We start from the raw sequence: 24783 nt of genomic DNA on the forward strand, positions 1-24783 counted from the left end.
GGGCCCGGAATTACCCTCCCCTAGCGCGACCAGACCTGGTAGATGTGGATGGGCTTGGCCGGTGGGCCGTCCTGGTCGGGGTCGGCGATGCCGGCGGCGACCATCCGGTCGAAGGTGGACATGCCGAAGATCACCTGGCCGAGAACGGTGTAGTTCGGGGCGATGTTGGCGTGCGAGTGGACGACGAAGAACTCGCTGCCGTTGGTCCCCGGACCCTGGTTGCCGTAGGCAACGGTGCCGCGCGGGTAGGTCTCCTGCCCGGTGACCTCGTCGGGGAACTTGTACCCCGGACCGCCTTCCTCCTGGCGGTAGATGTCGCCGCACTGCAGCACCCCGAGGCGCGCCGAGTTGGTCAGCCGGAAGCACTGGGTGGAGTCGTAGAACCGGCTCTTCACCAGGTGCACGAAGTTGTGCACCCCGCACGGCGCGTTCGGCCGGTCCATCCGGACCACGAACGGTCCGTAGTTGGTCACGAAGAACACGTCCACCATGCCCTTCGTGCGGGCGACCGGCGACGGGATCCGGACCGGCTTGGCGGCCGGGTTCTCCGGCGTCGGGGTGAACTCGCACTTGACCACCGGCTTCGGCGGCTTGGCCGGCGCCGTGGTGGCCGCGGTGGCGGTCGTGGTCGTGAGCGTCGTCGCGACCAGAGCGGCCGCGATCAGGGCGGTAATCGATCGCTTCATGCTGCTCACCGTAGTACTCCGATCGCTCTGTGCAGAGGTTGATGAAGGTTTCGGGCCAGAACTCGCCCTGCGACGCATGCCCCGCCTAAGGTGTTGCGGTCCGCTGCGGAAGGTGTTGTGTGTGAACGGCGAGGTACTGGCAGGGCGTTACCGGTTGCTGACCCTGCTGGGCAGGGGCGGCGCGGGTGAGGTGTGGCAGGCCGAGGACACCGTGCTCGCCCGGCAGGTCGCGGTCAAGCTGCTCCGGCGGCTCGAGGGCGACCCGATGGACGCGGTCGAGCGGTTCCGCGCCGAGGCGCAGGCGGCCGCGCGGCTGATGCACCCGAACGTCGTCGCGACGTACGACGTGGGCGCAGCAGGCGAGCACGTGTTCCTGGTGATGGAGCTGGTGTCCGGGCCGGACCTGTTGCAGCTGATGCGCACCTCCGGCCTGCCGAGCGGCAAGCTGGTTGCCGACATCGCCGTACAGGGCGCACGGGCCCTCGACGCCGCGCATGGGGCCGGCATCGTGCACCGGGATGTGAAGCCCGGCAATCTGATGCTCGCGGCGGACGGCACCCTCAAGATGACCGACTTCGGCATCGCGAAGGGCGTCGGCGCGGAGAGCACCGGCGTCGGGGTGCTCCTGGGCACGGCGTCGTACGTGTCGCCGGAACAGGTCCGCGGCCGGCCCGCGACCCCGGCCAGCGACTGGTACTCCTTCGGCTGCGTCCTCTACGAACTCCTGGCCGGTACGCCGCCCTTCACCGGGCCGGACGTGGAGTCGGTCATGCGCCAGCACCTGGACGCTGCCCCGGCGCCCATCACCCGGGCCGACGTGGAGCCCGCGCTGGCCAATCTGATCCTGCAGCTCCTCGCCAAGGCCCCTGAGGACCGCCCGTCCTCGGTTGCCGACGTGACCGCTCTGCTGACCACCGCCCCGAACACGCAGGTGCTGCCGCTGCTCCCCACCAACGACGTTCTCGACGTCGGCAATTGGGAGGAGGAGCCGGAGCTACCTGCGACTGCCAGCCACCGCGCCCCGACCAAGGGGTTCCCGTTCGCCAAGGTGCTGCTGCCGGTGGGCGTCGTACTGGCCGCTGTCATCGGTGGGCTGATGCTCCGCGAGAGCGTGACCACCGATCCGCCCGCTGCGGCCGGCGGAACACCGTCAGCGCCTGCTGTGCAGGCAACCAGCGCACCGAAGCCCACGCCGAAGCCCACGCCCACGAAGACACCGTCGAAGAAGGCAACGCCGACGGAAACGCCGAAGAACCCGCGTGCTGCCCTGGTGCAGACGCTGCGGACGCTGGCCGCACAGGTGCGGGCGACCCAGCAGGACAGCCGGAGCAAGGCGCTGCGAGAGGCCGCGAACGACCTCGACCAGGCCGCGGAGGCGCTGGACAACGGGAACACCGAGCAGGCGGCCAGGAAGTTCTACGAAGCCCGGCAGCGCCTGTACGAGGCGCAGCAGCGGCACCGCTGGCAGGACACTCCGCAGATCGCCGCCCTGTTCCAGGTGGTCAGCCAGAGCCTGCCGCGTCCCGACGGTGACCGCGGCGACGAGTGAGGCACGCGACCTTCGGCAGGTGGCCGGAGTCACAGCGGGTGTCGGCCTCGTGCCGGGATGCTGAGAACCGCGATACTCGCGGGTAAGGCGTCCCCCGGAGCGAAGGAGCCGACGATGAGCAGGTTGCAGCAGACCGACGGGCTGACCGACATCCAGGAGGAGATCCTGAAGACGGTCCGCGCGTTCGTCGAGTCGGAGATCCTCCCGGTCGCGACCGAGCTCGAGCACCGCGACGAGTACCCGACCGAGATCGTCGAGGGCCTCAAGGAGCTCGGCCTGTTCGGGCTGATGATCCCGGAGGAGTACGGCGGGCTGGGCGAGTCGTTGCTCACCTACGCGCTGTGCGTCGAGGAGATCGCCCGCGGCTGGATGAGCGTGTCCGGCATCATCAACACCCACTTCATCGTCGCGTACATGCTGCTCCAGCACGGTACCGACGAGCAGAAGCAGAAGTACCTGCCGCGGATGGCCACCGGTGAGGTGCGCGGCGCGTTCTCGATGTCCGAGCCGGGATGTGGGTCCGACGTCTCCGCGATCAAGACCAAGGCCGTGCGCGACGGCGAGGCCTACACGATCAACGGCCAGAAGATGTGGCTGACGAACGGCGGTTCGTCGAACCTGGTCGCCGTACTGGTGAAGACCGACGAGGGCGCGGACTCGGTCTACAAGAACATGACCACCTTTCTCGTCGAGAAGGAGCCCGGGTTCGGTGAGGTGGACAAGGGCCTCAGCGTGCCGGGCAAGATCGAGAAGATGGGCTACAAGGGCGTCGACACCACCGAACTGGTCTTCGACGGCTACCGGATCGACGCCGGCCAGATCCTCGGCGGCGTGCCGGGCAAGGGTTTCTACCAGATGATGGACGGCGTCGAGGTCGGCCGGGTGAACGTGGCCGCTCGCGGTTGCGGGGTGGCAAGGCGCGCGTTCGAGCTGGGCATCGCGTACGCGCAGCAGCGGGAGACGTTCGGCAAGAAGATCGCCGACCACCAGGCGGTGCTGTTCCGGCTGGCCGACATGGCGGTGAAGGTCGAGGCAGCGCACGAGCTGATGGTGAAGGCGGCGCGGAAGAAGGACGCGGGGTCCCGCAACGACTTCGAGGCCGGGGTGGCCAAGTACCTGGCCAGCGAGTACTGCGCCCAGGTGGTGGAGGACTCGTTCCGGATCCACGGCGGGTACGGGTTCTCCAAGGAGTACGAGATCGAGCGGCTCTACCGGGAGGCGCCGATGCTGCTGATCGGCGAGGGGACGGCGGACATCCAGCGGATGATCATCGGCCGCCGGCTTCTGGAGGACTACAAGCTCTGACCGGCCGGCGTGCTGGGTCGACGGGCGGGGCGGTGCCAGTCGGCCCAAGCACGCGGCGGGGCAGGGTCTGAGGGCCGCTACGCGGTCAGGCGTGGCGGCGAGGTCGAGGCGGGCTGGCGCGAGGAGCCGTGGCCGGACAGCAGCCAGATGCCGAGCTGAGTGATCTCGTGGCGCACGGACGCACCGGCCCGGCGGGTGGTGATCAGCCCGGCTTCCCGCAGCACCGTCGCCTGGTGGCTGGCGGCGGCTGGTGAGATCTTGCAGCGCTTCGCCAGCTCGGTCGTCGTACAGCCGATGACAGCGGCCTCCAGCGCTGCCGCACGGGTCGAGCCGAGCAGCGAGCTCAGCGCGTCGGTCGACGGGCAGTCCTCCATCGACTGCTGCCGCAGCATGCCCGGCGCGTGGTGGATCGGGTACACCAGGATCGGCTTCAGGTCCGGGTCGCGCAGCTTCGTCGGGACCTGCCAGCAGAACGCCGACGGCTGCAGCTCGATCCCGCGCCCGTCCAGGTAGAGGTCGCGGTCGTGCATGTCCAGCACCTGCAGCACCGGCGCGACCCACCTCACCCGCGGGTGCAGCGTCGACAGCAGCCGGTCCACTCCGTGCCGCGAGAGTGCTTCACCGCGGTGCGCGTGGTCGGCCGACACGTGCGTCCCGATCGACTTCCAGTACGGCGCGATCGCGGCGTCGTGGTAGGTCCGGATGGCCCGGCCGAGCTTGTTCAGCGAACTCCGCTCGCCGCGCGCCAGCTCCCGCGTCCACGGCGACACCGGGCGGTACTTGCTCAGCAGCTCCAGCTGCTCGCGGATCCGCTGGCGCGGTGTGGACAGCGCCAGCTCCAGCGTGGTCTCGAAGTCCGGAGCGGCCTCGGCGGGGGTGAGGAAGTCGGGGGAGTAGCCCCTCGGTGGCGTCAGCTCCAGCAACAGCCGCATCTGGTCCGGGGCGACCTTGGCCCGCACGTACCGGCGCCAGTCGTCGAAGATCAGCCGGCCGTCGGTCTGCTGCAGCATGTGCAGGCTGAGCAGCACCTCCCACAGCGGCGCGGGAGTGGCGGCGACCGTGACGCGGGCAAGATCACGTGGCGTGAAATGGATGCGGAGCACGGTGGGCCCTCCCTGGTACCGACGTGTCACGGCATCCCCGATGCCGTCGGTCGCAGAATGTGGTGGATTGCTGACCGAAAGCGATGGCGGCATTCAATCAAGCGGCCCGAACACGGCACAACCGTTTGAACATTCCAAACTGTCGGGACTGGCGGCCATGGCAAAAGGCTGCCAGGTCAGCGACTACGCAGCGCTCAAAGCCAGTGGTTGCGCTTGAACAGCCGGTAAAGCACGGTGCACGCGACGGCCATCACTGCGAGAACGACGAAGTACGCGTACCTCAGCCGCAACTCCGGCATGTAGTCGAAGTTCATCCCGTAGATCCCGGCGATCATCGTCGGCACCGCCAGGATCGCGACATAGGCGGCGATCCGCCGCATGTCCTCGTTCTCCGACACCTGCACCTGCGCCAGACCCGCCTGCAGGATCGAGCTGAGCAGCTCGTCGAACGAGATCACCTGCTCCTTCACCCGCAGCAGGTGGTCGTCGACGTCGCGGAAGTAGTTCCGGGTCTCGTCGCTGATCAGCGGGTGCCGCAGCGTCGACAGCGCCCGCATCGGCCCGGTCAGCGGCGCCACCGCCCGCTTCAGCTCCAGCACCTCGCGCTTGAGCTGGTAGACCCGGTCGATCTTGCGCCACCCGCGCGGGGTGAACATCTCGCTCTCGATCAGGTCGATGTCGGCCTGAACGGCGTCCGCGACCTCCAGGTACCGGTCGACCACGTGGTCGGCGATCGCGTGCAGTACGGCGCCCGGACCGGCCGCCAGCCGCTCCGGCTCCTGCTCCAGCCCGTGCCGCAGACCGGTCAACTCGCTGTGATCGCCGTGCCGGACGGTGACGACGAACCCGGCCCCGCAGAACACCATCACCTCGCCGGTCGCGACCACCTCGCTGGTGGCGGTCAGATCCCCGTGCGGCACGTAGGTGACGGTCTTCAGTACGGCGAACAGCGTGTCGTCGTACCGCTCGAGCTTGGGCCGCTGGTGCGCCTCGGTGGCGTCCTCCACGGCCAGCGGGTGCAGGGCGAACTCCTCGCCGATGATGGCCAGCTGCCGCTCGTTGGGCTGGAACAGGCCGATCCAGACGAATCCCTGCCCGCGCCGGGCCCGGCTGAGCGCCTCGGTGTAGGAGTTGAGCTTGGTGTCGCGGCGGCCGTCGCGGTAGAACGCCCAGTCGACCAGAGCGCCGTCCAGCTTGCCGCTGGCGACCAGGTCGACCGGGTCCGGAGCGCCCGGGGACCGCCGGGCGAAGACGCGTCCCATCCGGCGTGTCGCGCCCATGTCCCACCGTCGCCCGGTCATCACCGGCGAGGCTATCAAGGCGCGGTAACCAGCCGTCGGCAATGATGGGGGTGGAAGCACGTGGAGAGGAACGACGATGACCACGCAGGGCATGCCCTCGATGGACCCCCGGCCGAGCGGCCTGACGATCGGGACCTATGACACCTACCGGGAGGCGCAGCGAGCAGTCGACTACCTCTCGGACGAGAAGTTCCCGGTCGAGCACACGACCATCGTCGGCAACAACCTGCGTCAGGTGGAGAAGATCACCGGCCGGCTCACCTGGGGCCGGGCGCTGACCGCGGGCGTGGCCAGCGGCGCCTGGTTCGGCCTGTTCGTCGGCCTGCTGCTGGGGCTGTTCACCAACGGCAACTGGCTGGCCGCCCTGCTGACCGGCGTCGTCCTCGGTGCGTTCTTCGGCCTGGTGTTCGGCGGTCTCGGCTACGCCCAGTCGGCGGGCCGGCGGGACTTCACCTCGCGGACCGCGGTGGTGGCGACGACGTACGACGTACTGTGCGACTTCAAGTACGCCGAGGAGGCCCGCAACCACCTGGCCAAGCTGGCCCTCAAGGGTGAGGTCAACCCGCGGCTGCCCGATCAGCCGATCCAGCAGCAGACTCCGCTCCAGCAGCCGCACGAGTGACGCACGAGTGACGCGCGAGTGACGAAGGTCTCGCGCAGGTGAGAGGTAGGCCACGCGCGGGCTACTGCCCAGTCACGCCGACTTTCGGCAGCATGGGCCCCGGGGATACCGGAAGGAGCCGAGGGCATGCAGTTCGGGCGTAGCTACGAGGAGTTCGAGGTCGGCGCGGTCTACAAGCACTGGCCCGGCAAGACGGTGACCGAGTACGACGACCATCTGTTCTGCCTGCTCACCATGAACCACCACCCGCTGCACCTGGACGCGAACTACGCGGGGGAGACCACCCAGTTCGGCAAGAACGTTGTGGTGGGCAACTACATCTACTCGATCCTGCTCGGGATGTCGGTCCCGGACGTGAGCGGCAAGGCGATCGCGAACCTGGAGATCGAGTCGCTGCGGCACGTCGCGCCGACCTTCCACGGCGACACCGTGTACGGCGAGACCGTGGTGCTGGACAAGTGGGAGTCCAAGTCGAAGGACGACCGCGGCGTCGTCTACGTCGAGACCAAGGGCTACAAGCAGGACGGCACCGTGGTCTGCCTGTTCCGCCGCAAGGTGATGGTCCCCAAGAACAACTACCTCGAAGCCCGGGGTGGGGAACAACCCGGCCGCCCCACCCCCATCGACCGCGACTGACCCTCCCCGCTGGTTGGCCGGCCTACCCCACGGTGGGTTGGCCAACCGGATTCCGGCTGGCCAACCCACGCTCTGGTGGGTCAGCCAACCAGAGGGGTGGGCGTTTAGAGGAAGAGCTCGATCACCGGGACCGGGGTGTCCGGGCGCTGGATCGGGAGCTTGAGGGTGAGGGTGTCGGCGGCGACGCCGCCCATGGTGGTGTTCTGCGCCTTCCGCTTCGGGTCGTTGACGATCCGCTTGATCTCCGAGGCGTCGTTCAGGAGCTGGGCGTACTTCACCTTGCCGGCCAGGCCAGGCAGGTGGATGTGGCCCATCGGCCAGGAGAACAAGTGCAGGTAGAGCCGGTCACCCTTCTGGGTGTAGCGGCAGTCGGCGGGTGCGGTGAGCTCGCTCGGCCGGGCGCCGCGCACCGACCGCTCGTGCAGACGCATCCACTCGCCGATCGACGCCAGCGTGGCCAGCGCCCGCGGGTCGAACTCGCCGCGCCCGGTCGGGCCCACGTTCAGCAGCAGGTTGCCGTCCTTGGAGACCGAGTCGACCAGCATCTTCACCAGCGTCTCGGGTGACTTCCAGTCCAGGTTGTCCCGGTCGTAGCCCCAGCTGCCGTTCAGCGTCTGGCAGGCCTCCCACAGCACCGGCTGCCCGTCGCGCATCATCGGCCCGTCCGGCTGGTACTGCTCCGGCGTGACGAAGTCGCCCGGGATGTCCAGCCGGTCGTTGATCAGGATGTCCGGCTGCAGTTCCCGGCACATCGCCATCAGTTCCTCCGACCGCCATTCGTCGCGGCCCTTGCCGTTGCCCGGACCTGGCTGGCCGTCCTCGCGGTTGCGGTTCGGGTAGGAGAAGTCGAACCACATGATGTCGATCGGGCCGTAGTTCGTCAGCAGTTCGCGCGTCTGCGCGTGCAGGTAGTCGGCGTACACCTGGACGTCCCGCCCGGCGGCCTTCGCCCAGGCCTCCTCGTCGTACCGCTGCGGGTGGACGACGTCGATCGGGAACTCCTTGTGGTGCCAGTCGATCAGCGAGTGGTAGAACCCGATGCCGAGCCCCTCCTCGCGGCACGCCTCGACGAACGGGCCGACCAGATCCTTGCCGGCGGCCGTGTTAGTCACCGTGTAGTCGGACACCGCCGAGTCCCATAGGCAGAAGCCTTCGTGGTGCTTGGTCGTCAGTACGGCGTACCGCATGCCGGCCTCGCGGGCGGCACGGGCCCACTTGCGCGGGTCGTAGAGGTCGGGCTCGAAGTGGTCGAAGTACGGCTGGTAGTCCTCGTCGGTCAGCCGCTCGCGGTTCTTCACCCACTCGTGCCGGGCCGGCAGGGCGTACAGGCCCCAGTGGATGAACAGGCCGAACCGCCAGTCGCGGAACTTCTCGACGGAATGCGCAGGAGGCGCGTCGGTCATGGTGAGATCTCCTCGGAAGTAGTTAGCGGCCACCCAGACCGGTGACGAGCAGGCCGCGGACAAGGTGTTTCTGCAGCAGGATGACGAGCAGGACGGTGGGCAGCATGGCCAGCACGGAGGCCGCCATCATCAGGTTCCACTGCGTGCCCTGCTGGCCGATGAACTGAGCCAGGCCGAGCGGGACGGTGCCCTTGTCCGCGACGGTGTTGATGATGATCAGCGGCCACAGGAAGCTGCCCCAGAAGCTGATGAAGGTGAAGACGGTCAGCACCGCGATGGCCGGCCGGGCCAGCGGCAGCATGATCCGCAGGAACGTGCCGAACGGCCCGCACCCGTCCACCCGGGCCGCTTCCTCGAGCTCGGCCGGGACGGTCAGGAAGAACTGCCGGAGCAGGAACGTGCCGAACGCGGTGAACGCCCAGGGCAGGATCAGCGCCCAGTAGCTGTCCACCCAGCCGAGCGACTGCATCAGCCAGTACATCGGCACGATCAGCACTTCCTGCGGCACCATCAGGGTGCCCAGGAACAGCACGAACAGTTGCTCACGGCCCCTGAACTTCAGCCGGGCGAACGCGTACGCCGACATGCTCGAGGCGACCACGACGACCAGGGTGCCGACGATCGCGACGAACAGGCTGTTCAGGAAGTACCGGCCGAACGGCGCGAACGTGAACGCGTCGGCGTAGTTCTGCCAGCGGATCTCGGACCCGAACAGCTCCGGCGTCGGCGTGAACACCTCGTCCGCGGGTTTCAGCGAGGTGGACACGGCGTACACCAGCGGCACCAGGAACAGGATCGCCACGATCACCAGGAGAACGTGCGAAATCCCGCTGCGGACGCGGCGCCCGACGAGGGCGGTGGTCTCAGACGTCATAGTTCACCCACTTGCGCTGGCCCAGGAACTGGATCGCGGTGATGCCCATGATGATCACGAACAGCACCCAGCCGGCCGCCGACGCCAGCCCCATGGTGAGGAACTGCCAGCCCTGGTTGTAGACGTACATGACGATGGTCTGGGTGGACACGCCCGGACCGCCCTGGGTCAGGATGAACGGCTGGGCGAACACCTGGAACGAGGTGATCAGCGTCATCGTGGTGGCGAAGAAGATCGACGGCGTGATCATCGGCCAGGTGACGTACCGGAACCGCTGCCAGACCCCGGCGCCGTCGATCTGCGCCGACTCCAGCTGCGACTGCGGCACCTGGTCGAGCGCGGCGGAGAAGACCAGGAAGTTGTACCCGAAGCCCTGCCAGACCGACATCGTGACGATCGCGAGCATCGCCCAGTTCGACGAGCCGAGGAAGTTCGGCGCGCTCACCCCGAACCAGGTCTGCATCGCGCTGTCGATCAGCCCGCCGGGCTGGAACAGCAGCCGCCAGACCATCACGTTCGCCACCATCGGCGTCATCACCGGGATGAAGAACAGCACCCGGAACGCCTGCCGGCCCTTGATCTTCGGCCCGAGCCAGAGCGCCAGACCGAGTGACACGACCACGTTGAGCGGGACGTACAGCACCACGAACAGCGCGGTGTTCAGGACCACCCGGCGGAACACCGGGTCGTTCATCAGGTGGGTGTAGTTGTCCAGCCCGAGGAACTGGCGCTCGCCGAACACCGGCCAGTCGTACAGGCTGATCGCGAGCGCCATCGCGGTCGGGAACAGCGTGAACAGGGCCAGTCCGCCGAGGCTCGGGCCGAGGAACACACCGGCGTACCGGCCGTCCCGCCGCAGTGCGGGCCGCCGCCCCGCCCGGTCCGCTCGGGACGGCGGGCTGGGCGGTGCGGCGGTCGTGGTGTCGACACTCATCAGGACCCAGCGCCTGCCTGGTCCTGGATGGTCTTCAGCGCCTGGTCCGGCGGGATCTCGCCGTTCAGCGCCTGGGTGCCGAACCGGTTGAGCAGGTCGGAGACCTGGACCCAGTTCTTCGAGGTGACCAGCGCGACGGAGTTCTCCGACGCGTAGTCGATGGTCTCCTTGGCGCCGTCGATCTTCGCGGCGGTGAACCAGGCGTCGTGCGCGGCGATCCGGGCCGGGTACGCGCGGCCGGCCGCGGCCAGCGTGGTCAGCGGCTTGTCACTCGTCATCGACATGATCGCCTGGAAGGCGGCGTCCGGCGTCTTGCAGGACCGGGAGATGCCGAAGCCGGAGCCGGCGGTGTAGGTCTTGGACCCGTCCGGACCGGCCGGGATCGGCGCGATGCCGAGCTGGAACTTGACCTTGCCCTTGGTGTCGATCAGCGACCACGGCCCGTTCAGCTGCATCGCGGCCTTGCCGGCGGCGAACTGCTGGGACTCGAAGTCGGGGTTGCCGGACGGCACCTGCGGGGCGATCTTGTCGGTCTTGACGAAGTCGGCGTACTCGGTGAACCCGTCGACGAACTTCTGGTCGGTGAGCGCGAGCTTGCCGTCGGCGAGCGGCTCCGCGCCGGTCATCGTCCGGACCCAGGAGGTGACGCCGAGGTCACCGGGCGTCGTCACCAGGCCGGTCCGCCCGGCTGCGGTGAGCTTCTTCGCGGCCGCGTTGAACTCGTCCATCGTCCAGCCCGGCTTCGGCTCGGCCACGCCGGCGGCCTTGAACAGGTCCTTGTTGTAGAAGATCACCATCGGTCCGGAGTCGTACGGGATCGCGATCTGCTTCCCGTCCACCTTGAGGCCGTCCATGATCGGCTTGTCGAAGTCCTCGGCCTTCAGGCCGTACTTGCTCATCAGGTCGTCCAGCGGCAGCATCGCGCTCGCGTACGACGCGGTCCGCAGGCTCTGCATGCCGATGATGCACGGCGCCTTGCCACCGGCCAGCAGGGTGCCGATCTTGGCCCAGTAGTTGTTCCAGTCGGTGCCCTGGAGCTTCACGGTGATGCCGGGGTGGTCGGTGGTGGCCTGGTCGGCGACCTTCTGCCAGGCCGCCTGGTCCTCGGTGCCGCCGATCCAGAACGACCAGGTCAGGTCGGCCTTGTCGGCGGATCCGGAACTGTCACCGCCTCCACTGCCGTCATTGCCCCCGCACGCAGCCACCGCCGTGAGGGCGAGGGCCGAGAGGGTGGCGATCGCCCAGCGGCGCACCCGCGCTGGTGTTCGGTTCATCCTGACCTCCAGGGGAACTGGTACTCGAAGAACGAGTTGATTCATCCGATCTATATGCTGTCCTCTTGACATGAGTCAACAGTTCGTGTCCTTAATTCAGGGACGAAACCTAGGGCTGAGCCTGAAAAAGTCGCTCAGACATCCGATGTGTGCGAGATTGACATCGGATGTCTGGCGCCGTTCCTGATGAGGAGGTGGGTGTGCGGGTCACCGACGAGGCCATCGACCGGATCAAGCAGATGATCGTGACCGGCGAGCTGCGACCCGGCGATCGGCTGCCGCGCGAGCCGGACCTGGCCGCGCGGCTAGGCCTGTCCCGCAACTCGCTGCGGGAGGCGGTCAAGGCGCTCGCGCTGATTCGGGTGCTCGAGGTCCGTCAGGGCGACGGGACGTTCGTGACGAGCCTGGACCCGGCGCTGCTGATGGAGACGATGGGCTTCGTCCTCGACCTGCACCAGGACGCGTCGGTGCTGGAGTTCTTCGAGGTACGGCGGATCCTCGAGCCGGCCGCGGCCGCCCGGGCGGCGCTGCGGATGGCCGACGCGGACATCGCCACGCTGCGCCAGCTGCTCGACGACCTCGGCCCGGAGCCGTCGGTGGAGGACCTGCTCGCCAGCGACGTGGAGTTCCACCGGCTGCTCGCGGTCGGCAGCGGCAACCGCGCGCTCGCCTCGATCATCGACAGCCTGCGCCAGCCCACCTACCGGGCCCGGATCTGGCGCGGCCTGACCCAGAACGACGCCGTCGCCCGGACGCTGGCCGAACACCGGGCGATCCTCGACGCGATCGAGGGGCGCGAACCGGAGGTGGCCAGGTCCTGGGCGACGGTGCACATCGCGGGGGTCGAACGCTGGATTCAGGAAGCCGTCAACCTCGACCGGGAGGACGAAGCTCCAGAAGGACCGCGGAAGGCATCGGGAGGGTCAGTTCGACTGCTGCGCCGGTCAACTCCAGCGGAGTACTGACCAGCCGGCTGCGCTCAGCCAACTCGGCGAGTTGCTCGTCGGTCGGCCAGTCGCCGATGCCCAGCTCGGCCGCGGCAGCGGCGACATCGCCGACACCGATCCCGAGTGTGGTCGCGGTGGCTTCCCAGGACGGATACACACCGGACAGCTCGACGCGAACCGTCCTGGAAAGCTCCGGCGCACCGCCCGCCTTGGTCTGGTCGAGGGTGAGATTCCACAGCAGTACGGCGATCCGCTCGTCGTCCCGCGATGCCCAGGCCTCCACCAGGCTGCCGCCGCCGTCCCCGGTCAGCGTGACCGGCAGTTCGACCGGACCGAGGCGGCTCAGCAGGCTCATCGCGTGGTACCGCGGTTTCGCCAGCCCACCCACCGTCTGCAGGCCGAATCCGCCGTGCAGGAACCTTGGCGGGCGGCCCAGCTCCTCGAAGTGGTCCGAGGCGACCCAGTAGGCCAGCGCGTCCACCCGCCCGGCCGCCGACTTCATCCCGCGGAGCAGGAACACCCCGGAGAACACCGAGTCGTTGATCGGGTTGAAATGCGTCGGCGTCACACCCCACTCGGTCCACAGGATCCGCGCGTCACTGAACCCGTGCCGATCCAGCGAGGCCTGCACGTCGAGCGGCGGGCTCCCGTAGGTGTGCGTCGACACGAAGTCCACCGGGGTGCCGTGAGCGGCGGCGTGCGCGAGCAGATCGTCGACCCATCCGGCTGCCGCCGAGGACGGCCCACCGATCGCGAGCCGTTCGTCGACCGACTTCACGGCTGCCGCGGTCACGTCGTACAGGTGCAGCCACTCGGTCTTCGTGCCGGACCAGAAGACCTCGAGGTTGGCCTCGTTCCAGACCTCGAAGTCCCAGGTCAGCGCCTCGTCGCGGCCGTAGCGCTCCACGAGGTGCTCGACGAGGGCGCGGACCAGGTCGTACCAGGCGTCGTACGCCGACGGTGGCGAGATGATCGCGCCGTACTCGAAGACCGTCTTGTCCGGATCGCTGGCCAGCTCCCGGGGCATGAAGCCGAGCTCGACCACCGGCCGCAGGCCGATCCCGAGCAGCTTGTCGTAGATCGCGTCCACGACCGAGAAGTCGTAGCCGGATGCGCCGAAGACGTGCGTGTCGTCGTGGAAGATCGCGTGCGCCCGGACTGTCCGGACCCCGATCTCGTCGTGCATCCGGCGCAGCGCCTGCTCCAGTTCGGGGCCGATCTCCCGGCCGCCGCTGCGGTCCGTGCAGAGCAGCTGGCTGAGCCGCTCGCTGCCGATCATCGGCACCCACGGCTTGGGCAGCTCCTTGCCCTCGGCAACCGAGTCGACGGTCACCGAGACCAGCGGCACCTCGTCGCCTCCGAGCAGCGGCTCCGCGCTGACGGCCTGGCTTGCCCGCCCAACGACGGTCACCTCGGGAACGCTCGCGACCGCATAGCGGTACGGCGTTCCCGGGGTGCACGTGGTGTCGACGTACGGCGGCGCCGGGACCGACAGGATGTCACCGCTGTGGTGGTCGACCGGCTCGAGTGGGCCGTGGTCGCCGGTGCCGCGCAGGATCAGGTACCCCGCGGCCCCGTCGACCGGGGACCAGTCGATGGTGACCTGGCCGGTCCCGCCGACCGCGGTGACCTCCTTGGGCGGGTCGAGGTCCGGGAAGCTGAACTCCCGCTCCTCGTCGCTGCGGATCGCGATCCGCGCGTCCCAGTCGGCCTTGGCGTCGTCGTGCTGCATAGAGAATCTCCCGTGCTGTCTACTCGAGGCCGGACTCGAACTGCTCCATCGCGATCAGCGGCCGGATTCGCTGCTCGACCTGCCGGGTGCTGAAGTTCCGGCGGACCACGTCGCCGGCGAAGACGTTGCCGATGGCGCCCATCACCATCGCCTGGTCCAGGGACAGGTAGCGCCGGGCGATCGTGCCGGACCGCACCGCGACCGAGTCGAAGAAGCCGCCACCGCCGTACGCCTTCAGGTTCGACTCGATCCGGGCCAGGTTGTCGATCGCCTGTCGCGGGGCGTACTGCATCGCCAGGAAGGCCGCGTGCGGGGTGACCACGCCGTCGCCGAACGTCGGGTTCGGGTTCACGCCTTCCCGGCAGCCCTCGAAGCCGGCGTCGTAGTTGGTCGCCTCCAGGTCGGACGGGTAGCCGCCGGGATCCATCCCGATCGCGTCGACGCCGTACACGGAGTACCCGCCCTTGGGGTTCGACGCGGGGGAGAAGCCCCAGTAGCCGTACCTGGCGTCGTCCATGCCGTGCTCGATGTGCGCGCGGACCGTGAGCGGGTGGTTGATGCCCCAGCTCCGCGGCGCCCACGTCGACTCCGGGATGAACAGGTCGGGCATCAGCGACTCGAACATGTCGCCGCCCCACGACGGGACCAGCCGCATCCCGCGGTACGAGTACGTGCCCTCGAAGACGTCCAGGCCGAGGTAGGTCCGGTGCACACCCTTCGGGCGCTGCTCCACCCAGGACCAGTCGCAGGAGTCGGGGAAGGTCCGGTAGGTGGCGAAGTACTGCGTGTGCGGCACCTGCCCGAGCGCGAACCCGACGTACGGCGCGATCCGTGCCTCGGTGTTGCACGTGTCGTAGTGGAACTTGCGGTAGTACACGTCCGGTCCGGTGCCGGCGTGGTTGCCCTTGTCGGTCTCCTCGTCCGGCGGCGGAGTCTCGAAGAAGCCGCCGCGCATCAGGCCGCCGGGCCGGGCCGCGGGGTTGTAGTAGTAGGCGAAGTTCATCTTGCCCAGCAGGGATTCGGCGAGCGCCCGGGCTCCTGGCTCGGCGTTGCGGACCACCATCAGCGCGCAGGCGAACCAGCCGTTGTCGACACTCGAGACGAACGGCGTGATCGGCCTGGTCCCGTCCGGGTCGGTGTACAGCACCTCGCCGGTCGATTCGTCGTACCAGTTGAAGTACATGCCGCTCGGCTCGTGGTGGTCGACCTTCGACATCGTGGTCAGCGTTTGCCGGATCCGGCGCAGGGACTCGCCAGGGGAGATGATGCCGAGCTCACGGGCGACGACCGTGCTCCACAGGTAGCCGCCGATGTTGGTGGGCGAGGTGTAGCGGCTGCGGACCGGGTTCGTCACGGACTCGCCGATGTTGTCGGCGGGCAGTCCGGTCTGCTCGTCGGTCATCGCGACCAGGCTGCGCCAGGTGTCCCGAGCCCACCGCCCGACCAGAGCCTTGTCCGCGAGGCTCGGTTGCCATCCCCCTTTCAGCAGCTCTGCAGGTGAGGGCGTTCCACCGAAGGCGGGTGCTGCGGTTCCGGCCAGGGCGGCGGCGCCGGTGGCGGCTAACAGGGTGCGGCGACTGATGTTGGCGGTCATCTGTCTCTCCAGAGAAGGGGGGTCTACTTGAGTCCAGTGATGGCGATGCCCTTGGTGACGTGGCGCTGGAAGATCAGGAACATGATGAGCACCGGTATGACGACCACGACCGCGCCGGCCATCAGCAGGCCGTAGTTCTGCGCGTTCTGGCCCTTCGAGTACAGCGCCAGGGCGACCGGGAGGGTGTACTTGTCCTGGGTCTGGGCGATCACCAGCGGCCACAGGAAGTTGTTCCAGGACCCGAGGAAGGTGAGGATGCCGAGCGTGGCCAGGGCCGGCTTGGTCAGCGGCAGCATGATCCGGGCGAAGATGCCGAGCTCACTGCTGCCGTCCACCCGCCCGGCGTCCATCAGGTCGTCCGGCAGCCCGAGGAAGAACTGCCGCATCAGGAACACGCCGAACGGCGAGACCAGGAACGGCAGGATCAGGCCCGGGTAGCTGTTCGCCAGGCCGGCGTTGGTGACGAGCACGAACAGCGGTACGAAGGTGACCATGCCGGGGATCATCAAGGTGGCCATCACCAGCACGAACAGCGCGTTGCGGCCCTTGAACCGCAGCTTGGCCAGCGCGTAGCCGATCATCGAGCAGAACATCAGGTTCCCGGCCGTCACCACCAGCGCGACCAGCGTCGAGTTGAAGAAGTAGCGCGGGAAGCTCTCCTTGCTGAACAGGTCGGAGTAGTTCTGCGAGGTGGGCTGCTCCGGCCACCAGGTCGGCGGGACCCGGAGCAGCTCGCCCTGGGTCTTGAAGCTGCCGAGCAGCATCCAGACGAACGGCGCCGCGACGGCGACCAGGCCGAGCAGCCCGATCAGGTAGATCCACCAGGTACGGCGCATCACTTCTCCCTCAGCAGCCGGAACTGGATGAACGTGACCACCGCGATCACGACGAACAGCAGGTAGGCCATCGACGTGGCCAGGCCGTAGTTGCCGAAGCCGAACTGCTCGTAGGTGTACATCGACACCGACAGCGTGCTGTTCAGCGGACCGCCGTCGGTCATCACGAACGGCTCCTCGAAGAACTGCAGGTAGCCGATGCCGGTGGTCACGCAGTTGAACAGGATGGTCAGCCGCAGCAGCGGCAGGATCAGGTACCGGAACCGTTGCCACGGGCCCGCACCGTCGATCTGGCCGGCCTCCTCCACCGACTGCGGGATGCCCTGCAGCCCGGCCAGGAAGATGATCATCGCGGCCCCGAAGTTGCGCCACACCGCCATCGCGATCAGCGACGGCATCGCCCAGGTCTCCGACGCCAGCCAGTTCGGGCCTTGGATGCCGAACCAGCCGAGCGCGGTGTTCAGCAGGCCGGAGTCCGGCGCCAGCACGAACCGCCAGATCACCGCGATCGCGACGATCGACGTCACCACCGGCAGGTAGTAGCCGACCTTGAACAGCGCCTGGAACCGCTTCACCCCGCGGTCCAGCAGCACCGCCGCCGCGAGCGCGACGACCAGCGTCAGCGGTACGCCGAGGAGGACGAAGTACGCGGTGTTGAACGCAGCCTTCCGGAACGTCTCGTCCTGGAACGCCTTCACGTAGTTGTCGAACCCCACCGGGTTCACCGCGAACGGCGTCCGCAGATCCCGCTGCCGCATGTCCGTGAAGCTGGTCAGCAACGACCCGACCACCGGCCCCGCCGTAAACGCCAAGAACAAAACCGCAAACGGCAAGACCAAGATCCACGCAGTCAACGTCTGCTGATCGAGCCGCCCACGCCGGGGTCTGTTGGAGGTCCCCGGTGGCAACCGCCGTACATCTTCCCGGCCTCCCGCCGGATCGTGGCGCGACCCGGCGGGAGCAGTCTTCTGACTCATCGCGATCAGCTACCGGTGCCGATCGACGAAGCTTGGGTTTGGATCGCCTTGGCGGTGTCGGCGGGGGACTGCCCGGCCTTGGCCATCTTCTCCACCTCGGTGTCGAAGACGGTCGCCACCTGCTCCCAGTTCACGATCGCCGGCGGCGCCTTCGCGGACTCCAGCTGCTTGCCGAACACCGGCAGCAACGGGTCGCTGGAGATGCTCGGGTCCTCCCACGCGCTCTTCACCGCGGGCAGGTCGGACGACATCTGGAACCAGCTCGCCTGCGTCTTCGGGTCGCTCAGGAACTTGACCAGCTTCCACGCGCTGTCCTTGTTCTTCGAGGTCTTGAACACCACGAAGTTCGAGCCGCCGACGAACGACGTCGAGGTCTTGTTCTTCGGGATCTCGAAGACCCCGATGTTCGGCTTGATCGCGTCCCCGCCGAGCTTGGCCACCGAGCCCGCCATCCACGGCCCGGAGATGAACATCGGCACCTGCCCGCTGACGAACTGCGCCTCGGTCTGGTTCGGCGGCAGGTCGGTCCCGGCCAGCTTCTCGGTGAAGAAGCTCTGGTAGTACTTCAGCCCCTCCTGCATCTCCGGCGTGTCGAAGGTGAACTCCTTCTGGTCGTCATCGGTGATGTTCGCGCCGGCGGACCAGGAGAACGGCATCACCGTCTGCCACGACCCGTTGCCGCCCGGCTGCAGGTTGATCCCGTACTTCGCGCCGGCCTTCTCCTGCATCGCCTTCGCCATCGCCTTCAGGCCGTCCCAGTCGGTCGGCGGCGTGGTGATCCCCGCCTTCTCGGCCAGGTCCTTGCGGTAGTACACCAACCGCGTCTCGACGTACCAGGGAACGCCGTACTGCGTCCCGCCGACCTTGGTGGTGTCCAGCGCGCCGGGGTAGAAGCCCTCGCTGTCGAAGCCCTGCGGGGTCGGGTCGAGCGCGCCGAGGTCGGCGAACTCGCCCATCCAGGTGGTGCCGACCATCGCGGCGTCCGGCAGCGTCTGCGCGGTGATCGCGGTGGTGAACTTGCTGTGCGCGGCGTCCCACGGGATCGGCGTGACGGTGACCTTCACGCCCGGGTTGGCCTGCTGGAACTGCTGCATCAGCTTGGGCAGGTTCTCGCCCTCGGTGCCCATCGCCCAGACGGTCAGGTTGCCGGTGGCCGGTCCTTCGCTGACCGTGGTCGTTGCCTGCGAACCCCCGCTGGGGGTGTCCTCCGACCTGCCACACCCTGTCAGCGCAAGGGCTGTGGCGGTGATCGCAGCGCTGCCGATCACCAGCCGGCGGCGGATGCTGTGGGTGATCATCTGTGTCTCCTCACTCGGTTACATCCCCCGTCCCGTGCCGCAGCTGTCCCGCAGCACGAGTTGTGTTGCCAGTACGTCGTTACGCGCCCGGGACCGCTCCCCGGTCACCCGCTCGTGCAGTCGTTGCGCAGCCAGCCGGCCCAACTCGGCCATCGGCTGCCGCACGGTGGTCAGCCCCGGCGACACATACCGAGCCGCCATCACGTCATCCCACCCCGTCACCACGATCTCTTCAGGTACGGCGACCTGCGCCGCCTGCAACGTGGTCAACGCAGCCAACGCAAGCTCGTCGTTCGCACACACCAGCCCGTCGGGCCGCTTCTTTGCCGTCAGCAACTTCGTGGCGACCGTCGTGCCCGCCTCCTCGGTCATCGGCACACATTCCGGCTTCGGCACGTTCATTCCACGACTGTGGAGAGCCCTCGCGAAGCCGGCGTACCGTTCGGCGACGTCGTAGCCGCTGTCGGGATCGCCGACGAAGAGCAGCCCGGTGCGACCGTGGTCGAGCAGTCGCGTGGTGAGCTGTTCGGCGCTCGCCGCGCTCTCACTGCGGATCGAGTCGCAGCCCGTCACCGGTGGATGCGCGATCAGCACCAGCGGTACGCCGGCCTTGCGCAGCCCCTGGATCGTCGGCAGGTCCAATGCGTTGCCGTGGACAACTATCCCGTCGACCCGCCCGGCCAGGTCGCGGACCGTGCGGTTCGGGTCGGGGTTGCCGTGCGTGACCGTGATGACGACGCTCTGGCCGTGCTCACCGGCCCAGCGTTCGTAGCCCATCAGCAGGTCGCCGTAGAACGGGCCGGCCAGGTCGGGCAGCACCAGCCCGTGCGCCTCGTGCCGTTGTACCGCCAGGCTGCGGGCGGCGCGCAGCGGTACGTAGTTGAGCTCGCGTGCCGCCTGGTCGACCCGTGCTCTCGCCTTCTCCGACACCGGCCCGGTCCCTTGCAGGACACGCGAAACCGTCGCGATCGACAGCTTCGCGTGCGCCGCGACGTCGTAGATCGTCGCAGGCCTGCCGGTGGGTCCGGATGCCACGTTCTCGCTCCTGGGAGGTCGGAGTGGAAGCGCTTACAGTTTTCGACCCTGCCCTGTCCGGGGTGGGTTGGTCAAGGGGTCGACACCGATCTGCGACGATGAAGCGCTGTTTTGCAAAGATGGAGGCGTGATCACACAAGAGCGACAGGACCAGTTGTTCCTGATCCGGCACGGTGAGACCGACTGGAGCAAGTCGGGCAAGCACACGTCGGTGACGGACCTCCCGCTGACCGCGGAAGGTGAGCGCGTGGCCGCCTCGCTGAAGTCGCGGCTGGCCGGTGAGACCTTCGAGCTGGTGCTGACCTCGCCGCGGGAACGCGCCCGCCGGACGGCGGAGCTCGCGGGCTTCCCGGACGCCGAGGTCGACGAAGACCTGGTCGAGTGGGACTACGGGGACTACGAAGGCATCACCACCGCGGAGATCCGCAAGACCGTGCCGGGCTGGACAGTCTGGTCACACCCGGTACCCAACGGCGAAACGCCCGCCCAGGTCGCGGCTCGGCTCGACCGCGTGAACGCTCGCATCGCCGCCGTACCCGGTGATGTCCTCGTCTTCGGTCACTCCCACGCCCTGCGCGGTCTCACCGCCCGCTGGCTCGAGCTCGACGTGACCGAGGGCCGCCACTTCGTCCTCAACACCGCGACCGTCTCCACCCTCGGCTGGGAGCGTGGTTCACCCGCGATCCACCGCTGGAACAACGAATAGGTCGACCAGCAGGTCCGAGCGGGCCTGCCGGTGATCCGGTCGCAGCCGTGCACCCTCGTTGAGCGTCGCTTGCCCGTGCAGCGCACTCCAGAACACCTCTGTCGCTGTCTCGGCATCCGTCGTCACGTACGGCGTGACGCCGGCCAGGATCTCGGCGAACGCGTCCCGGAGTACCGCCGGCGTGTCCGTCACCCCGAACACCAGCTCCGTCCGCCGGACGAACATCGCGTCGTACATCGCGGGATTCTCCTCGGCGTACCTGAGGTAGGCCCCGGTCAGCCCGCGTAATCCAGCACTCGCGCGCCCTTCGCGCAGTACGACGACCAGCTCCTCGAACCCTTGCAGGGCAACGGCCGCGGCGATCGCATCCATGTTCGCGAAGTGGCCGTAGAGCACCGGCTGGCTGTAGTCGACCTGATCCGCGAGCCGCCGCGTGGTGACGGCCTCCCAGCCCTCGGCCTCCGCCAGCTCCCGGGCCGTCCGGATGATCAGTTCCCGGCGCTCCGCCCGGGCCCGCTCCCTGCGTGACTCACTCGGCATAGCCGAACTCTAGCACTGCTAGACAATCTAGCGATGGCAATGCTAGCGTCGCTAGAAAGATTAGCAACGCTAGATTCAGGAGTCCGCAATGCGTCGTTTCACCACTGTGCTCGCCGTCCTGCTCGGCCTGTTCCCGATCTCGTTCGGCCTGCGGTTCCTGCTGCTCGATCCGCAGGGCGCCGCCGCGGGATTCGGCACCGAGTCCTGGCCCACCGGCGCGGCGGCCGGCTACCTCGCCGTCAAAGGGATCCGCGACATCGCCTGCGGGCTGATCATCCTGGTCCTGCTCGCCCTTGGTGAGCGTCGCGCGACCGGTGTCGTGCTGGCCGTCATGGCGATCATCCCGTTCGTCGACATGGTCGTCGTCCTGACCCATGGCGGCACCGTCGCGACCGCCCTCGGCGTCCATGCCCTCACCGGCGTCGTCGTTCTCGTCAGCGCCTACCTGCTGCTGCGCGAGCGCGCCGCCGTACCTCAGGTCGCATCCCACGCGTAGAAGTCGATCGTGCAGCGCTGCTGGAACCCGAGCGCGGCGTACACGGAGAACCCAGCGGCTGATGAGCCGAGTACGGCGTACTCGACGCCGTGCGCCTGCCGGAGCGCGGCGTACGTGATCGCGGCGCCGATGCCGCGGCGGCGGGCCTCCGGGACGGTCATCACGAAGTAGACGCCGGCCACCCCGGCGCCGAGGAAGATCGTGGTGGTCGCGACCGGTTCTCCGTCGAGGAATCCGAGGTAGTGCCGCCACGGATCGCCATACCCGAGCCGCCGGTACACCTCGGCGACCCAGCGCGCCTCCTTCTCGCCCTCCCCGAAGCCGCGACCGAGTGTTGCCTCCCAGGTCGCGAGCGCTTCGTCGGTCGTGACCCGAGTGAGCTCGAAGCCGGCGACGTCCCGCGGTTCATGCAGTTCGGACAGCTTCACGGCCATCCCTGGCTCGCCACCGTCGTACCTGAACCCGGCCGCCCGCAGTCGGTCCCCGAGATCAGCCGGGCGCATGGACGGCCCGACATGCCAGGTTCCGGGCACGCCGTACTGCCGCATCAGCTCCCGTGAAGCGGCGATGGTGCTGTCGACGTCCTCGGCCGTGAGGTCAGCCGCCACCACTGCGTTGTGGTAGTCGAGCGGCGACCCGCCGATCGTCCAGCGGACCGTGCCGTCATCCCGCTGCACCCCGCCACCAGCGGCGCCCATCGCCATCAGCAACTCGGCAGCATTCTCCTCGATCGCGCGAACCACGGATCTGTCCTCCATCCGGCCAGTGTCAGGCACCACCCGGACGCGGCGCGATCGGTTTCCGGCTGCCACCATGAGGTCATGGGCCCCGCGGAAACGCTCGGCGGGTTGTTGGCAGCATGGCGGCACGAGTTCTTCGTCGGCCGCGCGGCTGAGCTCGACCTGTTCCGAGCCGCCCTGGGAGCCGAGGAACCGGCGTTCCGGATGCTGTTTCTGGTCGGGCCCGGCGGAGTCGGAAAGACGACGTTGCTGGACGCGTACGCCGCTCTCGCCGACGAGGCGGACGCCTGCGTCGTCCGTATCGACGGCCGGGACGTCGTCGGCACTCCCGCCGGCGTGACCGAGGCCCTCGCGGACACTGTCGACATCCGACCGGACGACGCCGCGATCCGCGTGCCGTACGGCGAGCGGCTGGTCCTGCTCGTGGACAGTTGGGAACGGCTCAGCCCGGTCGAGAGCTGGCTGCGGGAGCGGCTGCTTCCCCGGCTACCGGCGTCGACGATCGTGGTCGTCGCGGGCCGCGAGCCACCGGGACCGGAGTGGCGGGCCGATCCAGCCTGGTCCGAGCTGCTCCGCATCGTGTCGCTGCGGAATCTCGAGCAGGCCGACGTCCGCCGGTACCTGGACCGGCGCGGCGTTCGCGCGGACCGGCATGCCGACGTACTGACTCTCACCTACGGCCATCCGCTGGCGCTGTCGCTGCTCGCCGACCTGCTCCGGCGGGACCCGGACGCCGATCTGACCACGTTGCCGATGGACGTGGTCACCGGCCTGCTCCGATGGCTCGTCGCCGACGTGCCGTCGGTCGCCCACCAGCAAGCCCTCGCGGTGGCTGCTGTCGCGCGTACGACCAGCGAAGGACTGCTCCGCGCTGTGGTCGCCGATCCGGGCGATCCGCACCTGGTGTTCGGCTGGCTGGCCGGGTTGTCCGTCACCGAGCTCCGGACCGGCGGACTTGTGCCGCACGACCTCGTCCGCGACGTGCTCGACGCCGACCTGCGCCGGCGTGATCCGGACGGCTACCGCGAGGTGTTCCGCGCGGTTCGGGCCGACACGCTGGCACGGATCCGCGGCAGCGAGGGCCGGGCACAGCAGGAGGCGATCGCGGACCTGAAGTTCCTGTTCCGCAATCTGCGCAGTGTCCTCGCGCCGGTGGAATGGCAGACCTGGGGCAACGAGTACCCCGACCGGAGCCGCCCGGCCGATCATCAGGCGATCGAAGACCTCGTCCGTGCCGGCGAGGGAGCTGACTCGGCGGCGTTGGTCAGGCGGTGGCTGGACCGTCAGCCGGACGGGTTCCACGTGATCCGGGGCATCGACGGGACCGTTCGTGGCGTCGTCGCGCTGCTTGACCTCACCGTCGCGACGCCGGCGGACCGCGACGCCGACCCTGGCACGGCGGCGGCCTGGCGCTTCGCCCAGCGTACGGCGCCGGTCCGGGCCGGTGAGTCCGTCGGACACTGCCGTTTCATCGTCGACTCCCAGGCGTACCAAGGCCCGTCTGCCACGCTGAACGCCGTACCGGTGCTCACCTTGCAGCGGCAGCTGGCCACTCCACACCTGGCCTGGGACTTCGTCACGCTGGCCGAGCCGGACCGCTGGAACGACTACTTCGCCGCCGCGGACATGCCGCGCGCAGGGAGCGCGGACTTCGTTGTGGGGGGTCGCCGCTACGGGCTGTTCGGCCACGACTTCCGGCGGGTCCCGGTCGAGCTGATGACCGAACGTTGGACCGAGCGTGCCCTGGCCGACGACGCCCTGCTGCTCCCCGCCGCGGTCCCGGAGCCCGAGCTCCTCGTGCTCGCCCCTGGCGACTTCGCCGATGCCGTCAAGCAGGCGCTGCGAGACCTGCACCGCCCTGACCTGCTGACGCGCAATCCATTGCTGCGCACGCGTTGTGTCGCCGGCGACAAGAACGCCGACGAGTTGGTGAAGCTACTGCACGCTGCCGTTGGAACCTTGGCCGACGATCCTCGCGACGACCGGCTGTACCGTGCGCTCCAGACGACGTACTTCCGGGCGTCTCGCACCCAGGAGGCTGCGGCCGCGGCGCTCGGTCTCCCGTTCAGCACCTATCGCCGCCACCTGCGGCAAGGGCACGACCGCGTCGTCGCCTGGTTGTGGCGACGAGAGCTCGGCACTGGATGAGCACAGGTGAGCAGTCTTTGACCTGGTGACCGGACCGGGATCCTCGG

At 68.5% G+C, this 24783-nt stretch carries 23 protein-coding genes; 8 read left to right on the forward strand and 15 right to left on the reverse strand.

Annotated features, from left to right (window positions below):
• Nucleotides 1-20 precede the first annotated feature (20 nt).
• The gene (locus ACIBL3_RS24155) at nucleotides 21-686 is read right to left on the reverse strand and encodes a peptidylprolyl isomerase (protein WP_396355788.1); all 666 of its coding nucleotides are present in this window, start codon (nucleotides 684-686) and stop codon (nucleotides 21-23) included.
• Nucleotides 687-807: 121 nt separating this feature from the next.
• Between ACIBL3_RS24155 and ACIBL3_RS24160 the strand changes: the two genes are divergently transcribed.
• A complete protein-coding gene (locus tag ACIBL3_RS24160; protein WP_396355789.1) occupies nucleotides 808-2235 on the forward strand; it encodes a serine/threonine-protein kinase in 1428 nt (475 codons plus the stop codon).
• 114 nt (nucleotides 2236-2349) lie between these two features.
• Entirely contained in the window at nucleotides 2350-3540 is a 1191-nt protein-coding gene (locus tag ACIBL3_RS24165) for an acyl-CoA dehydrogenase family protein (protein ID WP_396355790.1), read from the forward strand.
• A gap of 77 nt (nucleotides 3541-3617) precedes the next feature.
• Here the strand turns inward: ACIBL3_RS24165 and ACIBL3_RS24170 are convergent, their stop codons facing one another.
• Complete coding sequence (locus ACIBL3_RS24170) at nucleotides 3618-4643, reverse strand: ArsR/SmtB family transcription factor (protein WP_396355791.1); 1026 nt, start codon at nucleotides 4641-4643, stop codon at nucleotides 3618-3620.
• Nucleotides 4644-4837: 194 nt separating this feature from the next.
• Nucleotides 4838-5944 carry a magnesium and cobalt transport protein CorA gene (locus ACIBL3_RS24175; protein ID WP_396355792.1) on the reverse strand — a complete coding sequence of 369 codons (1107 nt, stop codon included), beginning with the start codon at nucleotides 5942-5944 and terminating at the stop codon, nucleotides 4838-4840.
• Between the two features lie 76 nt (nucleotides 5945-6020).
• On the opposite strand from ACIBL3_RS24175, the gene ACIBL3_RS24180 reads away from it, so the two are divergent.
• Together ACIBL3_RS24180 and ACIBL3_RS24185 are read left to right on the forward strand one after the other, a co-directional pair.
• A complete protein-coding gene (locus ACIBL3_RS24180) occupies nucleotides 6021-6566 on the forward strand; it encodes a general stress protein (RefSeq protein WP_396355793.1) in 546 nt (181 codons plus the stop codon).
• Between the two features lie 126 nt (nucleotides 6567-6692).
• Nucleotides 6693-7202, forward strand: coding sequence for a MaoC family dehydratase (locus ACIBL3_RS24185; protein WP_396355794.1), 510 nt, complete (start codon nucleotides 6693-6695; stop codon nucleotides 7200-7202).
• Between the two features lie 104 nt (nucleotides 7203-7306).
• On the opposite strand, the gene ACIBL3_RS24190 is transcribed toward ACIBL3_RS24185, so the two are convergent.
• The 4 genes from ACIBL3_RS24190 to ACIBL3_RS24205 are packed head-to-tail and all read right to left on the reverse strand — an operon-like array spanning nucleotide 7307 to nucleotide 11687.
• On the reverse strand, nucleotides 7307-8605 hold the full coding sequence (locus ACIBL3_RS24190; RefSeq protein ID WP_396355795.1) for an alpha-L-fucosidase: 1299 nt from the start codon (nucleotides 8603-8605) through the stop codon (nucleotides 7307-7309).
• Nucleotides 8606-8627: 22 nt separating this feature from the next.
• Nucleotides 8628-9479, reverse strand: a complete 852-nt coding sequence (locus tag ACIBL3_RS24195; RefSeq protein ID WP_396355796.1) for a carbohydrate ABC transporter permease — start codon at nucleotides 9477-9479, stop codon at nucleotides 8628-8630.
• On the reverse strand, nucleotides 9469-10413 hold the full coding sequence (locus ACIBL3_RS24200) for a carbohydrate ABC transporter permease (RefSeq protein ID WP_396355797.1): 945 nt from the start codon (nucleotides 10411-10413) through the stop codon (nucleotides 9469-9471). The genes ACIBL3_RS24195 and ACIBL3_RS24200 overlap by 11 nt, the downstream gene beginning before the upstream one ends.
• Entirely contained in the window at nucleotides 10413-11687 is a 1275-nt protein-coding gene (locus ACIBL3_RS24205) for an ABC transporter substrate-binding protein (protein WP_396355798.1), read from the reverse strand. The genes ACIBL3_RS24200 and ACIBL3_RS24205 overlap by 1 nt, the downstream gene beginning before the upstream one ends.
• Nucleotides 11688-11887: 200 nt before the next feature.
• Between ACIBL3_RS24205 and ACIBL3_RS24210 the strand changes: the two genes are divergently transcribed.
• Nucleotides 11888-12652 (forward strand): FadR/GntR family transcriptional regulator, encoded by a 765-nt coding sequence (locus ACIBL3_RS24210; RefSeq protein WP_396355799.1) that lies wholly within the window; start codon nucleotides 11888-11890, stop codon nucleotides 12650-12652.
• On the opposite strand, the gene ACIBL3_RS24215 is transcribed toward ACIBL3_RS24210, so the two are convergent.
• The 6 genes from ACIBL3_RS24215 to ACIBL3_RS24240 form a co-directional block, all read right to left on the reverse strand.
• Nucleotides 12555-14366, reverse strand: a complete 1812-nt coding sequence (locus ACIBL3_RS24215; RefSeq protein WP_396355800.1) for a xylan 1,4-beta-xylosidase — start codon at nucleotides 14364-14366, stop codon at nucleotides 12555-12557. The two genes, ACIBL3_RS24210 and ACIBL3_RS24215, sit on opposite strands and share 98 nt — an antisense overlap.
• A gap of 19 nt (nucleotides 14367-14385) precedes the next feature.
• The gene (locus ACIBL3_RS24220; protein WP_396355801.1) at nucleotides 14386-15960 is read right to left on the reverse strand and encodes a glucoamylase family protein; all 1575 of its coding nucleotides are present in this window, start codon (nucleotides 15958-15960) and stop codon (nucleotides 14386-14388) included.
• Between the two features lie 23 nt (nucleotides 15961-15983).
• Nucleotides 15984-16796: a carbohydrate ABC transporter permease gene (locus tag ACIBL3_RS24225; RefSeq protein WP_396355802.1), complete on the reverse strand. Its 813-nt coding sequence runs from the start codon at nucleotides 16794-16796 to the stop codon at nucleotides 15984-15986.
• Complete coding sequence (locus ACIBL3_RS24230) at nucleotides 16796-17608, reverse strand: carbohydrate ABC transporter permease (protein ID WP_396355803.1); 813 nt, start codon at nucleotides 17606-17608, stop codon at nucleotides 16796-16798. Before ACIBL3_RS24230 ends, ACIBL3_RS24225 begins: the two co-directional genes overlap by 1 nt.
• Nucleotides 17609-17778: 170 nt before the next feature.
• Nucleotides 17779-19071, reverse strand: a complete 1293-nt coding sequence (locus ACIBL3_RS24235; protein ID WP_396355804.1) for a sugar ABC transporter substrate-binding protein — start codon at nucleotides 19069-19071, stop codon at nucleotides 17779-17781.
• Between the two features lie 18 nt (nucleotides 19072-19089).
• On the reverse strand, nucleotides 19090-20106 hold the full coding sequence (locus ACIBL3_RS24240) for a LacI family DNA-binding transcriptional regulator (RefSeq protein ID WP_396355805.1): 1017 nt from the start codon (nucleotides 20104-20106) through the stop codon (nucleotides 19090-19092).
• A gap of 127 nt (nucleotides 20107-20233) precedes the next feature.
• On the opposite strand from ACIBL3_RS24240, the gene ACIBL3_RS24245 reads away from it, so the two are divergent.
• Nucleotides 20234-20812 carry a histidine phosphatase family protein gene (locus ACIBL3_RS24245; protein ID WP_396355806.1) on the forward strand — a complete coding sequence of 193 codons (579 nt, stop codon included), beginning with the start codon at nucleotides 20234-20236 and terminating at the stop codon, nucleotides 20810-20812.
• Here ACIBL3_RS24245 and ACIBL3_RS24250 read toward each other — a convergent pair.
• Nucleotides 20780-21352, reverse strand: coding sequence for a TetR/AcrR family transcriptional regulator (locus ACIBL3_RS24250; protein ID WP_396355807.1), 573 nt, complete (start codon nucleotides 21350-21352; stop codon nucleotides 20780-20782). The genes ACIBL3_RS24245 and ACIBL3_RS24250 overlap by 33 nt on opposite strands.
• An 88-nt stretch (nucleotides 21353-21440) precedes the next feature.
• On the opposite strand from ACIBL3_RS24250, the gene ACIBL3_RS24255 reads away from it, so the two are divergent.
• On the forward strand, nucleotides 21441-21848 hold the full coding sequence (locus ACIBL3_RS24255) for a DUF4267 domain-containing protein (protein WP_396355808.1): 408 nt from the start codon (nucleotides 21441-21443) through the stop codon (nucleotides 21846-21848).
• Here the strand turns inward: ACIBL3_RS24255 and ACIBL3_RS24260 are convergent.
• Complete coding sequence (locus tag ACIBL3_RS24260; protein ID WP_396355809.1) at nucleotides 21827-22606, reverse strand: GNAT family N-acetyltransferase; 780 nt, start codon at nucleotides 22604-22606, stop codon at nucleotides 21827-21829. The genes ACIBL3_RS24255 and ACIBL3_RS24260 overlap by 22 nt on opposite strands.
• Nucleotides 22607-22669: 63 nt before the next feature.
• On the opposite strand from ACIBL3_RS24260, the gene ACIBL3_RS24265 reads away from it, so the two are divergent.
• The gene (locus ACIBL3_RS24265) at nucleotides 22670-24736 is read left to right on the forward strand and encodes an ATP-binding protein (protein ID WP_396355810.1); all 2067 of its coding nucleotides are present in this window, start codon (nucleotides 22670-22672) and stop codon (nucleotides 24734-24736) included.
• Nucleotides 24737-24783 lie beyond the last annotated feature (47 nt).

Origin of the sequence: Kribbella sp. NPDC050124, assembly GCF_044460355.1 — a bacterium.
Lineage (GTDB): Bacteria > Actinomycetota > Actinomycetes > Propionibacteriales > Kribbellaceae > Kribbella.